We start from the raw sequence: 13,628 nt of genomic DNA on the forward strand, positions 1-13,628 counted from the left end.
GTCGAAAGTTATTTTTCGACCGCTTTTCTGATATTATATTTCAAATGATACTTCTTTAGACGCAAAGCATTGCGTCTCTACTAAAATATGTAATTTTAAAAATCACTAATTCGCTAAATCACTCAACCACTAAATAAAATCATCTATTTCAAACTTATCACTTGATAAAAAGCTTGGTTCAATTGACGAGTTTGTCCATTTACTTTTGTTTTTAAACGGTCATCATCGTTGATGATATACAAGGTAGATTTGTCTACCACTGTTACATCCTCAGCCTTCGTGTTAAGTTTTAGCACTTCTCCATTTGATGATTTTACAATCGAAATTTTATTACTTCTTAAGTCATTCAAAGAGGCTGTCCAAAGATATGCGCCTACATTTTCTGGGGTTTCGTACGAAGTTAGAATCACAAAACGCTTGTTAAATCTGTCATATTCGATACTCGAAAGACCCAATTTCACATCGCCCACCAATTGCTTGTCTGGCTGAAAATCAGCAACGACCTTCATCGCTCCTGACAAAGAAACCACACCATTTTTGAAAGTATATGGCACCTCGATTACTTTTACTACGTAAATCGGATTTTGAAAACTTTCTCCAATCTCTCTTACCCCCAAATACAAATGAGTGTTTGTAGCCGCAAAACCTTCTACTTTGAAATATGGCACACCTTCAGGGAATTTTTCATTGGCTAATACCTTCGAAATTTGTTTTCTCAAACCGACAGAACTTGTTGCCTTGCCGTCTTCTGAAAGTACTTTTGGCGATTCATCCTGCCCTTTTTCCCAATACAAAATGGTATTAAAACCATCCCATTCAGCGCTATTATCTTTTACCCTGTCAAAGCCCGTAGATAAAAATATCAAACCTTGATTTGGTGTAATAGCAAAGTCTTCGTATTTCTTAGCGGCTTTGAATATTGGATTTTTGAGATATACAATTTTAGAAGTATCTGTCGTGATCGTATTGCTTAGGATGGCAAAAACAGAGGTACGTCCATCTGGCATATCTTTATCGTTGGCAATCAAGATTTTGGTACCATCAAAAACAATCGCAGAAGTTTCGCAAGTAGCTTTACTATTGACCAATTCGGGTTGGAAGCATGAGATACAATTTTGTTCTTTAATCTCCGCAACCTCGACTATTTTGCTTGTTCGACATTGGACAAATAATAGGGCGGAAATACTACAAATAAGCAAAGATTTTTTTGTCATGTGATGAATCGTTTGGGTTCTTTATTGATGCAGTTTGTATTATGTAATCAACAAAAATAGTGGGTTTATTCAATTTTGAAGTATTGAACCGAAAATAAGTTGTCGATTGACGGATTCTGTCGAAGAGTGAATAAATTTTGTTTTTCATCATTTACCTTTCTGCAATAGCGCAACAATTTCTTCTATACGCTTCTGGCGAGTTTCAGGTCGCTTGGCTGATAACAATTTATACAGTATTTCCTTTTTTGCAGACTTACTGAGACTTTCAAATTTTTCAGACAAACCTTCTTCCAATTGTAGGCTTTCCATAAAATCTGATGGAATAACCAATGCTTCAACGCCATCTAACACCGTCCAAGAGCCATTTTCTTTGGCGATACGAATCGACTCTAATCCAGCAGGAGCCATCAATTCTGCTTCTATCAATTTTTCGATCTTATCTTTATTAATTTTTGACCACGTACTTTTTGCTTTTCTTTTGCTAAAAAACTGTAATGATTGTACCGCATCTACCGACACTTTTTTACTATCAATCCAACCAAAACATAACGCCATATCTACAGCTTCAGACCATGTAATAGTGGAAACCCCTGAAGATTTTTTATAAAATACGACCCAAATAGACTGATGTGAGTGATGATGTTTTTCTAGCCAATCTCGCCATTCGGCTATATTTTGAGGATAAAAGGTTTCTACTTCTTGCATGGTTTCAAGTGATTTGTTCATACGACTGTCACAAAGCTACGACAGCAATATGACAGCCGTATGTCAGCAGGGAGTTTTTAAGTTACCTATTTTTTAGTCTTTACATAATTCATCCAAACAATCGCTCCTAACATTGTTACAATCCCCATTAATTGAATCTTGCTTAGCGATTCTCCAAGTACCAAATGCGCACAAATCACGGCAATAGGTAGTTCGATGGTCATCAAAATAGAACTGATACCTGCGCCTATTTTAGGAATACTTTTGACAAACAAAACGGTTGGAATCGTTGTGCCAAGTATGCTCAAAAACAAAATCATATATCCATAATTCAAATCAAAATGCTGACTCGTTATAATAGTTTTGGCATTAACCATAAAAATACAAATCGCCGAACCAGTCATAATCAACGTACTTTTCACTTGCCAAGCTGTTTCATTTTTAATACGACTATTGGCAACGATATAGCTCGCATAAGTAAATGATGTGGCAAGCGCAAAGGCAATACCTACCCATGAAAAAGACTGTATTTCTTGTTCGAAAACGCCACTTGCGAATAAAGTCCCAATCAAAATTAATAGTACGGTCAGGAGCTCTATCTTGCTTGGTTGTACTTGATAAAATAGCCAATCCAATAGCAAACTTATCCATGTAAACTGCATTAAAATTACGATGGCAAGTGAGGCAGGGATATAACTTACCGATTGGTAGTACAAAAAATTGGACATTCCAATCGCAGCCCCAGTCAATAGTAAAGAGATACCCCCTTTCCTATCTAGCGGGGAGGATTTTTTATCTTTTACCAATAGAATCGTTGGTGCCAATACAATAGCAGAACCAAGTGCCTGCCCAAACGATAATTCGGCAGCATTGTATCCATAAGTATAAAATAATTTGACAAAAGACGACATCATGCCGTAGAGTACTCCGCCAAGAAGTACCATTAAAATATACGGTAAGTTTTTCATTAAAAGGTTGTTATAAAATTTTCAGTAAAACCAAATTGGTATAAATGGCAAAACAACCTTGCTTGAGAATGGATACAAAAAACAGCTCTCACAAATTTTGTGAGAGAAAATCATCATCCAGTTGTTTAGCCGTTTAGGCAACTGGTGGAGGCGTATTAGCAGAGAATAATAAGTTCATTCGAATAATTTTTAATTAAACAAAAATAAGGATATTTTTGACTAAACATAAAATTTTCCTCTTAATAAAATCCTATTTAAAAATGAAAGCAGATCGTTTTTTTGAAAAAGACCAAAAGTGGCAGTTAGAAATGGAAACACTCCGAGAAATTGTTTTGGAGTGCGATCTAGAAGAGGAAGTCAAGTGGATGCACCCATGCTATACCTATCAAAACAGCAATATAGTCTTGATTCATAGCTTTAAGGATTACTGTGCTTTGTTATTTTTCAAAGGCGTTTTGATGAAAGATCCTGCCCAACTATTGATTCAACAAACCGATAATGTTCAAGATAGACGCCAACTCAGATTTGTTCATCTAGAAGAAATCATTCAAAATCGTACCTTGATTAAAGCATATATCTTGGAGGCAATTGAAATAGAGAAATCAGGTTTGAAAGTCGAATACAAACCTACCTCAGAATTTACCATGCCAGAGGAGTTCAAAGAACTATTGGATCATGACGAAGCCATCAAAACAGCCTTTGAACAACTTACCTCAGGTCGACAAAGAGGGTATTTATTACATTTTTCGTCGGCCAAACAAGCCAAAACCCGTATAGCAAGAATTGAAAAATATCTTCCTAAAATTATGGAAGGCAAGGGAATGGAAGATTAGATTCTTGATTGTTTAATCCTCTGTACTTTGTGCCTCCTTGGAGTTATCTTTTTTTAGAATAATTGGCAATAGCATTCCTTGTCCGACTACGCTATATAAGATAACCATAAAGGTAATAAAGAGAATTTCGGCTCGCATAGGAAACGGGCTGTTATTCTCAAGTGTTTCGGGTAGTGCCAAAGCAATAGCTAAGGAAACAATCCCGCGCATACCCGAAAGACTGATGACAAGACTCTCTTGAATATTGATTAATACATTTTCGGAAATGTTCCTTTTGTTATCTTTTTGAGATTTCTGTAGCCCTTTTTTCAGTTTTTTTCTTTGTAAAAATATCCTCAGCATTCGGATGACAATCGCCAAGAGAGTAATTGCCAAGGCATAAAGACTGAATACGATCATTTCTTGGGTATCCAATTCTGGCAATACCTCCTCTAACTCTAGCCCTATCAAAATAAAGACAAGCCCGTTTAGTAAGAAAATCACCATATCCCACACGTGTTCAGATTGTTTTTTGATTCTTTCTGAAAAGTATATTTTACCTTTTTTCGAAACAATAAATCCTAAAACTACCACTGCAATTACGCCTGAAACATGAAAATCTTCTGCCAATAAATAGGTAACAAAAGGAAAAAGTAACAGAAAGCTATTAACCGCAGTGGGGTTATTTTTGACGGCTCTGAGCAAAAAACCTAATACTAATGCCATGCTCCAGCCAATCAAAACGCCACCACCAATAAGCAAAAGAAATGTCCCACCAGCTTGCCACCAGATAAAAGCTGCACCTGCTACTGAAGCTAACGCAAATTTATACGCTACAAGCGCTGAGGCATCATTGAGTAGACTTTCTCCTTCTAAAATTACAGTTGTTCGATGTGACAATCCTAGATTTTTGGTAATTCCAATGGCAGCCACCGCATCGGTTGCAGCCAGAATAGCACCTAACAAAAATGATAGCGGCCAATTCATATTCGGAATCATATAATGTGAGAGAACCGCAATACCGACGGTAGTCAAAAACACTAAACCAAACGCCAATGAACTAATGGTGGAGTAATGTTCCCAAAAATCCTTTTGAGGTATTTTGAAAGCTGCATCATATAAAAGTGGTGGCAGAAATAGGAGAAATATAATTTCTGGGTCTATGGGAATAGGCCTAAAACCTGGCACCAAACTCAATAATAGACCAGCAATTATCAAAAAAATCGGGCTAGACCAATTGAGTCGCTCGGCAAGCGCCGTCAGCAAAATGATTAACCCTAAAACAAATAATATGACGGTATAATTTTCCATAAAATACTGTTCAATTCACAATTACGCCTGAAAGCCTATTTTGTAAAGGTATCTTATCTGAATCTGATTACAAAAATCTGAATCACTTAATAAGCTCTTATCTACTTACCCATTACCTGCTTGACCTCCAAAAGCATTCCGTCGTATTTTTGATGTAGTTTTATGCTGACACCCAATTGTGCTAATTCTTTTCCAGAAAATACTCCAAATTTCTTTCCTGAAATAGCTTCGCTGATTTCGTAGTTTTTTTCAGATGTCAAAAAGTTAACATATATCTTCCGCTCAGATTCCTGACTTCCATGTCTGAACACACCAATGATGCCTCCTTCATGTGTTTCTGTATTTATTCGTTGAAAACCGTCCCAAAAACCCTCTTTAGGTTCTCCATATCCTTTTAAATCTTGTCGAAAACTCATAAAATGGTACTTATTTTCCATTTTATTCAACCAATCAGCATATTTACGATACTTTTTAAAATCTTCAGTGGACAACTGGCGTGGGTCTCCAAGCATAATGGGCAAGGCTCCTGCCAATGACTGAATGTGCGTCTCCCAGCCCTTGTCTTGCATAGCTGGATTTCCAATGACGAGTGCTGTTGCGGGCATCGCAGGCGACCTCCACCATGCCATATTTCTGACTCTTAAATCAACATTTTCGTCAGGCGGACCTGCAAAGTTTGACAGCCAGTTGCCTTCTGCATGTTTGAGCATGGCATAGTCAATCAGTTGTAGTCCTCCCATAGTTTCGAAGGTACAGTCGATAAACAGGTCTGGTTTGGCTTTGTGTAGCTCATCAAACAAGTTCCAAACAGCCTCATAATTTACAAAGAATGATTCCTCTCTATCTTGATGACTCGGGTGATTTTGGGCAAAACATCCTGCATTTTGATTGCCGAACTTATAGGGGCTTGTCACCACAGTAAAATCTAGTTTCATATATTCCAAGCCATAATCTAAAGCCATTTTCATCAAAACTTCTTTGATATAGTCTTTCCAACCTGTGCTAAAACAAGCCGTTACCATGGTTGAATCTTCCCAATGTAGGTTATAAGGTTGCTGGTTTTTGTCTAAGACAAACCACTCAGGATGCTGTTTATAAACCTTGCTTTCGGTAGAAGCACTTCCCACGCTGACCCAAAGACCTGGCTTCATTCCAAAAGATTTGATATAGTCAAAAAGTGGCTTTAATCCGTTGGGAAATTTAACTTTATCAATGGTCCAATCTCCATAATTATCACTCCAGCCATCGTCGATAATAAACTCCTTCATACCTGCATCAGCCGCACTTTTGGCTAGTTCTTTTACCAACTTTTCGTTGATGGCTTTATTGAAAGGCTCCCAAGTGTTGTACACAAAAGTAGGTTTTTGTACCAACTCTGAAAGACGAATTCCCATGTGTTTTCTTACAAAATCAGGCACTACGGTATTCAGGATTTCATCTGGGTCTTTTTGTTGGTTGTACACTGCCGTAAATACTTGGGAAGAAACAAAACTTTCTCCCGTTTTAAGATATTTTCTAAATGGATAACGTCCATCTCTATGTGTTAGACCTGCACAGACGGTTCTATCTTCCCAAAAGGCGGAGGTATGTTTTAGAATCCCAGAGGCTTCATTTCCTATCACGACGCCTTGTTGCCAATCACTGTTATGAATCGTCACGAGTGCATCTTGCATATCACCATTATAAGGTCCTAGTGAACGTCTGCGACCGTAATCGTGGCAAATCCAGCTGTAAGTTGTGGCATAATATGGTGTTACTGTCAATTTCTCTACGTCGACAGATTCTAGTGTAAATGTATTATCGGATAGATTTTTAACCGTAATATTTTTACGAATGATAGGTAAATTAGGATATAGCAAATATTGCAACCCGACCTCTACAAGCTTGTCGTCACTAAGTAACTTAATAATAGCACCTTTGCCTTGTTTGGTATCAGTCACAGGAAGAATCTCTGACAAAGTCCATAAATTAGCCCCTGTGTAAAGTTTGTGATTCAACTCAAAACTGAATTCGGGATTGGTATTTTCAAAATAATTATACTCTCCGTGCAAAGGTTTATATTCTGTTGTGCCAACAGAATTTACTCCTTGAGGTAAATGGATCGTTCGCTTGACCATGCCATTGTTCAAAACTAGCTCTGTTTGATTCCAGTGAGCATAAGTAGTTTGCGAGAAAATTCTATGAGAAAATGATGCGCCTCCGAGTATTATGAAAAAAAGGATAATATTTCTCTTTTTCCAACAAAGAGATTGAATACGGGTTTGAATAAAGACTGCGAACATTTGTGAATATTTAAAGATAAAAATTGAGTGTAGAGTAAGTTAGTCAATCCTAGTGCTATTTCTATCATTGTTAAAGGGTTAGATACGCCATTGACAATATAATTTCAATTTACCTTCAGGATAGTGGACAAAAAATATCCGTTAAAAACATAAAAGAATTTAATGGATATTTCATTAAGCCTCAATGTCAAACCAAAAACATAAGATTTTAGTTGTCAATATTTTACATTCAATATTCACGACTCATCATTAGGACTGTACGAAGATTTAAGTTTTGTTTTAAAATAAAATTTCAGTAGCGGCAACCCTTGCGGTTGCCCAACTCAACATGGCAACCGCAAGGGTTGCCGCTACTGAAAGAATGCTCATGATAAGAATACTTCTGAACAACATAAAATCCTTCGTACAGTACTAACCCATCATTCACATCTACCAACCTATTCCATAATCTTCGCCATGATTACTTGAGCCTCCCCAGAAACTTTTATGTTTCCAGTCGAAATAAATGGCATTGATAGGACCACTCGTGCGCTCTTGATAGTTGATTTTATAGCCCATTCGTCCTAAGTCTTTGCGAGTCCAGCTTGGGGTTGCTTCATTTAGCGTCAAGCCTCCATTGATACGTTCATGTTTTCCAAAACTAGAATACATCTGTAGTGTTTTAAAACTAGGCGCTTCACAAGCCTCTTGAACGGTCATATCAAATTCTGCCATATTCAAGAAAAACTGCAATAACAACTGGTCTTGTTCATCGCCTGCTTGTTTGGCAAATGACAGATAGGGCTTCCCGTCTTTCAAAGCCACACTTGGCGTCAAAGTCACGCGAGGACGCTTGCCTGGTTCAACCACATTAAAGGGATTTTCCTTCGGGTCTAGCACGAATGCCTGCATACGTTGACTCATACCAACACCAGTATTACCCGCAATACATGCAGGAACCCATCCCCCACTTGGCGTCATCGAAATTACCCAACCTTCTTCATCAGCTGCTTCTACAGACGTTGTTCCAGCTGTAAAATCCTCCTCGAATTGGGTATTATAAACAGCATTATTTTTAGGAGAAAAAGTGCTTGCTCCCATCCAAGTTTTCAAAATATCCTGATAAGGATTAATCTTCCCTTCAAATGGATAAGGATCGCCAGGACCAATTTTAGGGTCATTGGCTTCTGGGTTGATGAGCTTACTACGCTCTTTGGCATATTCTTTCGAAAGCAAGCCTTTCATCGGTTCTTCGGGTGCAAAAGCTGGGTCGCCATAATAGAAATCACGGTCTGCAAAAGCCAAATTCATCGCCTGATACAAAGTATGAATATAGCGAGTAGAGTTATAGCCCATACTTTTCAAATCGAAGTTTTCTAGGATATTCAAGGTTTGAAGCATCGCTGGTCCTTGCGTCCATTGTTGTAATTTGTACACTTCAATACCTCTGTAGGTCGTCATGGTTGGTTCTTCGATTTTTACTTTCCAATTAGCCAAATCCTGTTCAGTAATCAAACCACCTTGCTCCTGACAACCTCTCACAAATTCTTTGGCTATTTCACCTTTATAAAAAACATCATAGGCAGCATAAATGGCGTCTTTACGAGATTTTCCCTTTGCCAAAGCCTGCTGTTCTGCCTTCACTAGTTTACCCAAAGTTTCAAGTAAATCCTTTTGTACAAATATTTCACCAGCTTCTGGAGCTTCATATTTTGAGCCCAAATGAGGTAAAAATACCTTTTTAGAATACGGCCATTGTTTGATTTGTTCCTTCGCTTTTTCAATCGAATTAGCAGTTTGTGCTTCAATTGGGTACCCTTCTGCCATTTGCATAGCTGGTGCTAATACTTCCTTGAGCGACATCGTACCATATTCTGCCAAGATAGTCAACAAGCCTCCAGGCGTGCCAGGCGTAACTGCTGCCAAAGGACCAAATTCAGGCGGATATTTCATGCCCTTATTTTTGAAAAAATCAGCAGTTGCTCCTGTCGGTGCTACCCCAAGCGCATTAATGGCAATGACTTTTTTAGTTTTAGGATTGTATATCAAGGCTTGTGTTTCGCCACCCCAGCTCAGTACATCCCACATGGTACAAGTAGCGGCGAGCATGGCACAAGCAGCATCAATGGCATTTCCGCCTTTCGAAAAAGTCATGGCGCCTGCTGTGGCGGCTAGGGGTTTTCCTGTAACTGCCATCCAATGTTTTCCGTGTAATGGAGGTTTTTGTGTAAGTACAGGAAGATTATTAAAGGCTTGTCCGAAGGATTTGGTACAAAGCAACATGAAAGCGATTCCAATTCGTAAAGTATTTTTCATGAAAAATGTGTTTTGTTGATTGTCTATTAAAAATAATCGCTGACTAAAAAGAAGACAAACAAATTCTGCTTTTTACGACAAATAACGGGCTTTGAGGGACTAAAGCGATGATAAAGGGTTCACCCTTCAGAAAGTGACACCTATAATTATAAAGTGGAACATCGTCAGAGAAAAAATTGATTTCCTTTACAGAAAACAACTCAAGATATGATACTCAAAAACTTTTACCTCTTATTGCCTTTCTTATCGAGCATTCTTTCAGTTATGTCTCAAACTCCTGCACCACATGTTTCATCTGGCAAAATTGTTCGGATAGAGAATTTCTCTTCTAAATTCATTTCCTCTCGAAATATAGATATATGGCTTCCAGAGGGTTATAGTAGTCAAAAAAAGTATGCTGTACTCTATATGCACGATGGTCAAATGTTGTTTGACAGTACCACTACTTGGAATAAGCAGGATTGGCAGGCGGATGAAGTAGCCACAAAGTTGATGAATGCTCATAAAACCAAAGATTTTATTATAGTTGGAATCTGGAATGGCGGCGCAACACGCCATCCTGATTATTTTCCTCAAAAACCTTACGAATCACTCAATCCAAATCAGAAAGTTTTTGTCACAAACGAACTTAAGAAAATAGGAAGAACAGAGGAAAACTTTCAGCCAGTTTCTGACAATTATCTAAGATTTTTGGTCAAAGAATTAAAACCTTATATCGACCAGCACTATTCGGTAAAAAAAGACCGTGCTAACACCTTTATCGCTGGCAGTAGCATGGGCGGGCTGATTTCGATGTATGCGATTTGTGAATACCCCGAGATTTTTGGGGGTGCGGCTTGTCTTTCTACCCATTGGATTGGTATCTTCTCTGACACCAATAATCCAATTCCTGAGGCATTTTTGAAATATATGGATTCTCACCTTCCTCAGCCTCAAACGCACAAAATCTATTTTGATTTTGGGACAGCAACCCTAGATGCTTTTTATCCTAAACATCAAGCCAAGGTAGATGAGTTGACGCGAAAAAAAGGATTTACCTCAAATAACTGGGAAACTCTCCAATTTGAAGGCGAAGATCATAGCGAAAAAGCTTGGGCCAAAAGACTCCATTTGCCTTTTGAGTTTTTATTAAAAAAGTAAAGAAAAATTGGAAGCGCAAGGGCAGAATGCTTTAATACTTGGGTAGTCTGAAATTGTACACCCTAGTGTTGAAAATCTTCTATGGTTGAGAAATCTTTAAGTATCAAATTGATGGTAATTTTTGGAAAGAATAATCTTTTTTAATTGACTTTCTCGTATCTTTCTAAATACTTGAATGTCATTCTCTATGTCTGAATTACCAATAAAAAAACCTTTATTTCCTGAAGTAAATATTCCAATCTTAGAACACGAACTCTCTGATGAAGTGTTAGAAAAGTCCTTTTCTTTTTTAGACCTAGACTTTACAACGCTCACCGAATCTGACCACATCGAATTGGCATTAGCATCCAAAGAAGCTACAGAACCAATGGTATATCAACTGCTGTGCAATTATGATTGGCGGACAAGATTATCTGGCGCGAATATTAGTGCGATTAGAGACTTCAAAGGATTGGATGTGCTTATAGGAAACTTGTTGCTGAGTAACAAGCTCGTTTATGTAGGCAAAAGCTATTGTTTGGCTTTAGCTAGTTTTGATACGCTCTATGCAAAAAATGTATTATCTCAATATCTTGCAATTCATTTAACCCAAAAAGATTGCTATAACGACTCAATAGATGCGATGTGTGCACTCGCCTATTTGGAACCAACAAAAGTACAATCTTTACTTCCTCAATGGATCAATTTTTCGGAAGATAAAAAGTTAAGAAAGTTAGCCCACGCACAGAATCATTTTGAACGTTGTATGCAACATATTAAAGATATTCAAGAGTTGATTGTATACTAACTACCCCCCAAATACCTCTACCTCATGAACCTCAAACAGCCCCTTTTCTTAGTACTTTGTTTTCTACAATTTTGGATAGAATCTTGTCAGAATACTAAAGTGAGTCCAACATTAATGCCAACGTATGTAATTCGGAATGTCAATATTATTCCGATGACTGCGTCAAAAGAATTGATAAACAACGCAACAGTGATCATCCAAAATCGAAAAATTGTCGCTATTAATGAAGCCATTCCTAATAATGCCACTATTATCGAGGGAAAAGGAAAATGGTTACTCCCCGGACTGATTGATATGCACGTGCATAATTTAGCCGATGTGAATTTTAGCAATAATTTCCCCACCAAAGGGGCGACACTTTTTACTAACAATCAAGACTTTATGAGTCTTTACATTACCAATGGCGTTACCACCATTTTGGAATTGAGCGCACGTGTCGAGCATTTTGGACAACGCAATGAAATTATCAAAGGAAATGTTATTGGTCCTCGTGTTGCAATGGCATTTTTAATTGATGGTGGAGAAGACTCTGGTAATAATGCTAATACTCCCGAAGAAGGCAGGCAAACGGTAAGGATTGCCAAAGCCCAAGGATATGAGTTTATTAAAGTTTATTCTAGACTAAATCAAGCCACTTTCAATGCCATAGTGCAAGAAGCCCAAAAGCAAGGTATGAAAGTGGTTGGACATATTCCAAATGTATTTAGAGGAAAACTAGCGGAGGCTTTTATTCCAAATTTTGGTTTAGTCGCCCATGCTGAAGAATTCTCAAAGCAAAGTAAAAGCTTTAGCTTTTCGGATGCTCAACGCTTTGCTCAATTGGCTAAAGAGAATGATACATGGCTCACACCTACACTCATAACAATGGTTCGAATTGCTCAACAAACTCATTCGCTCGACAGTATCAAAAATTCGCCTTTGCTCAAATATGTCCCTCCACTTATGCAAAGCAAATGGTTGTTTTCGAATAATTACAATCGAGAAACAGATCCCAAACGCATTGCTAGAATTGACAGTATGGTAGCTTTTCATCAAATTTTGGTCAAAGCTTTTAAAGAAGCAAAAGTACCTATCATTGCAGGGACAGATGCTGGGGTATCGGGAGTTATTTGGGGATTTTCGTTGCATGACGAAATAGCATTGCTTGTAGATGCAGGGCTAAGTCCAGATGAGGCTTTAACCTCAGCCACCCGATTGCCAGCTCAGTGGTTGGGAATTGAGGATAAAATTGGGACTGTGGAAAGAGGTAAAATGGCAGATCTCCTACTACTTGATGCCAATCCCTTGGACGATATAGCCAATACAAGAAAAATCGCAGGTGTATTTGTCAATGGGTGTTGGGTCAACAAGAAAACACTTAGACAAATGCTATTTGAAGCCCAAAAGCATCATAAAGCCAATCAAGCAAAAGAGGAATCCAATTGGAAGAATAGAAAGAATTTTTAAATATGATGAAAAGACGATTTTATCGTATCTCAAACACAGAGAATTTACACAAATGAAAATACAAACCGACAGATTTATCCTAAGAGAGATTTTGCCAACTGATATAGATGGCATGTACGAACTGGATTCAAATCCCGAAGTACATAAATACTTAGGCAATCAGCCTATTGGTCATAAAGAGCAACTTGTTGATGTCATCAATTTTATTCGGCAACAATATCTCGACCATGGCATTGGACGATGGGCTATTATCGATAAGAAGACCCAAGATTTTGTAGGTTGGGCAGGTCTCAAATTCGTAACTAACGACACCAACAACCATATTCACTATTATGACCTTGGCTATCGACTTATCCAACGATATTGGGGAAAAGGTATCGCCACCGAAGTGGCACAGGCGTGTTTACAGTACGGATTTGAGCAACTAAATCTAAAAGAAATCTATGCCATGGCAGATGCTAACAATGAAGGTTCAAATCATATTTTACGCAAATTAGGATTCCGCCAGATTGAGTCTTTTGACTTGGAGGGTATTCTCCATTTTTGGTATAAAATTGAAAAATCCGAATTCATTGCGAAGTAAAACATGAGAATCTTTTTTGATTTTTTTCAATTAATCATGCAACCCTTCTTATAACCACTTACGTCTGTGTTGTTGAAAAGGCGAT

General features: G+C 37.9%; 11 protein-coding genes. 5 read left to right on the forward strand and 6 right to left on the reverse strand.

From position 1 onward, the window contains the following. Positions 1–143: 143 nt before the first annotated feature. From QM481_RS00120 to QM481_RS00130, 3 genes are all read right to left on the reverse strand, one after another. The gene (locus tag QM481_RS00120) at positions 144–1,214 is read right to left on the reverse strand and encodes a hypothetical protein (protein WP_283380166.1); all 1,071 of its coding nucleotides are present in this window, start codon (positions 1,212–1,214) and stop codon (positions 144–146) included. 147 nt (positions 1,215–1,361) lie between these two features. After that, on the reverse strand, positions 1,362–1,940 hold the full coding sequence (locus tag QM481_RS00125; RefSeq protein WP_283380167.1) for a YdeI/OmpD-associated family protein: 579 nt from the start codon (positions 1,938–1,940) through the stop codon (positions 1,362–1,364). 65 nt (positions 1,941–2,005) lie between these two features. Beyond that, the gene (locus QM481_RS00130; RefSeq protein WP_283380168.1) at positions 2,006–2,887 is read right to left on the reverse strand and encodes an EamA family transporter; all 882 of its coding nucleotides are present in this window, start codon (positions 2,885–2,887) and stop codon (positions 2,006–2,008) included. A gap of 260 nt (positions 2,888–3,147) precedes the next feature. Between QM481_RS00130 and QM481_RS00135 the strand changes: the two genes are divergently transcribed. Then, entirely contained in the window at positions 3,148–3,720 is a 573-nt protein-coding gene (locus QM481_RS00135) for a YdeI/OmpD-associated family protein (protein WP_283380169.1), read from the forward strand. A 12-nt stretch (positions 3,721–3,732) separates the two neighbouring features. Here QM481_RS00135 and QM481_RS00140 read toward each other — a convergent pair whose 3' ends face one another. From QM481_RS00140 to QM481_RS00150, 3 genes are all read right to left on the reverse strand, one after another. Beyond that, entirely contained in the window at positions 3,733–5,010 is a 1,278-nt protein-coding gene (locus QM481_RS00140) for a Na+/H+ antiporter (protein WP_283380170.1), read from the reverse strand. A 101-nt stretch (positions 5,011–5,111) separates the two neighbouring features. Continuing rightward, on the reverse strand, positions 5,112–7,292 hold the full coding sequence (locus QM481_RS00145; RefSeq protein ID WP_283380171.1) for a glycoside hydrolase family 36 protein: 2,181 nt from the start codon (positions 7,290–7,292) through the stop codon (positions 5,112–5,114). Positions 7,293–7,721: 429 nt separating this feature from the next. Continuing rightward, complete coding sequence (locus tag QM481_RS00150; protein WP_283380543.1) at positions 7,722–9,554, reverse strand: gamma-glutamyltransferase family protein; 1,833 nt, start codon at positions 9,552–9,554, stop codon at positions 7,722–7,724. 240 nt (positions 9,555–9,794) lie between these two features. On the opposite strand from QM481_RS00150, the gene QM481_RS00155 reads away from it, so the two are divergent. From QM481_RS00155 to QM481_RS00170, 4 genes are all read left to right on the forward strand, one after another. Then, positions 9,795–10,727, forward strand: coding sequence for an alpha/beta hydrolase (locus tag QM481_RS00155; protein ID WP_283380172.1), 933 nt, complete (start codon positions 9,795–9,797; stop codon positions 10,725–10,727). A 187-nt stretch (positions 10,728–10,914) separates the two neighbouring features. Continuing rightward, on the forward strand, positions 10,915–11,514 hold the full coding sequence (locus tag QM481_RS00160) for a DUF6000 family protein (protein ID WP_283380173.1): 600 nt from the start codon (positions 10,915–10,917) through the stop codon (positions 11,512–11,514). 24 nt (positions 11,515–11,538) lie between these two features. Continuing rightward, the gene (locus QM481_RS00165) at positions 11,539–12,960 is read left to right on the forward strand and encodes an amidohydrolase family protein (protein ID WP_283380174.1); all 1,422 of its coding nucleotides are present in this window, start codon (positions 11,539–11,541) and stop codon (positions 12,958–12,960) included. Positions 12,961–13,012: 52 nt separating this feature from the next. Further along, positions 13,013–13,543 (forward strand): GNAT family N-acetyltransferase, encoded by a 531-nt coding sequence (locus tag QM481_RS00170; protein WP_283380175.1) that lies wholly within the window; start codon positions 13,013–13,015, stop codon positions 13,541–13,543. The last annotated feature ends 85 nt before the right edge of the window (positions 13,544–13,628 follow it).

The organism is Flectobacillus rivi (genome assembly GCF_030056655.1).
Lineage (GTDB): Bacteria > Bacteroidota > Bacteroidia > Cytophagales > Spirosomataceae > Flectobacillus > Flectobacillus rivi.

Coding starts and splice junctions, on each gene's coding strand:
- QM481_RS00120 (WP_283380166.1), bottom strand. CDS start 1,214: ATGACAAAAAAATCTTTGCTTATTTGTAGTATTTCCGCCCTATTATTT.
- QM481_RS00125 (WP_283380167.1), bottom strand. CDS start 1,940: ATGAACAAATCACTTGAAACCATGCAAGAAGTAGAAACCTTTTATCCT.
- QM481_RS00130 (WP_283380168.1), bottom strand. CDS start 2,887: ATGAAAAACTTACCGTATATTTTAATGGTACTTCTTGGCGGAGTACTC.
- QM481_RS00135 (WP_283380169.1), top strand. CDS start 3,148: ATGAAAGCAGATCGTTTTTTTGAAAAAGACCAAAAGTGGCAGTTAGAA.
- QM481_RS00140 (WP_283380170.1), bottom strand. CDS start 5,010: ATGGAAAATTATACCGTCATATTATTTGTTTTAGGGTTAATCATTTTG.
- QM481_RS00145 (WP_283380171.1), bottom strand. CDS start 7,292: ATGTTCGCAGTCTTTATTCAAACCCGTATTCAATCTCTTTGTTGGAAA.
- QM481_RS00150 (WP_283380543.1), bottom strand. CDS start 9,554: ATGTTGCTTTGTACCAAATCCTTCGGACAAGCCTTTAATAATCTTCCT.
- QM481_RS00155 (WP_283380172.1), top strand. CDS start 9,795: ATGATACTCAAAAACTTTTACCTCTTATTGCCTTTCTTATCGAGCATT.
- QM481_RS00160 (WP_283380173.1), top strand. CDS start 10,915: ATGTCTGAATTACCAATAAAAAAACCTTTATTTCCTGAAGTAAATATT.
- QM481_RS00165 (WP_283380174.1), top strand. CDS start 11,539: ATGAACCTCAAACAGCCCCTTTTCTTAGTACTTTGTTTTCTACAATTT.
- QM481_RS00170 (WP_283380175.1), top strand. CDS start 13,013: ATGAAAATACAAACCGACAGATTTATCCTAAGAGAGATTTTGCCAACT.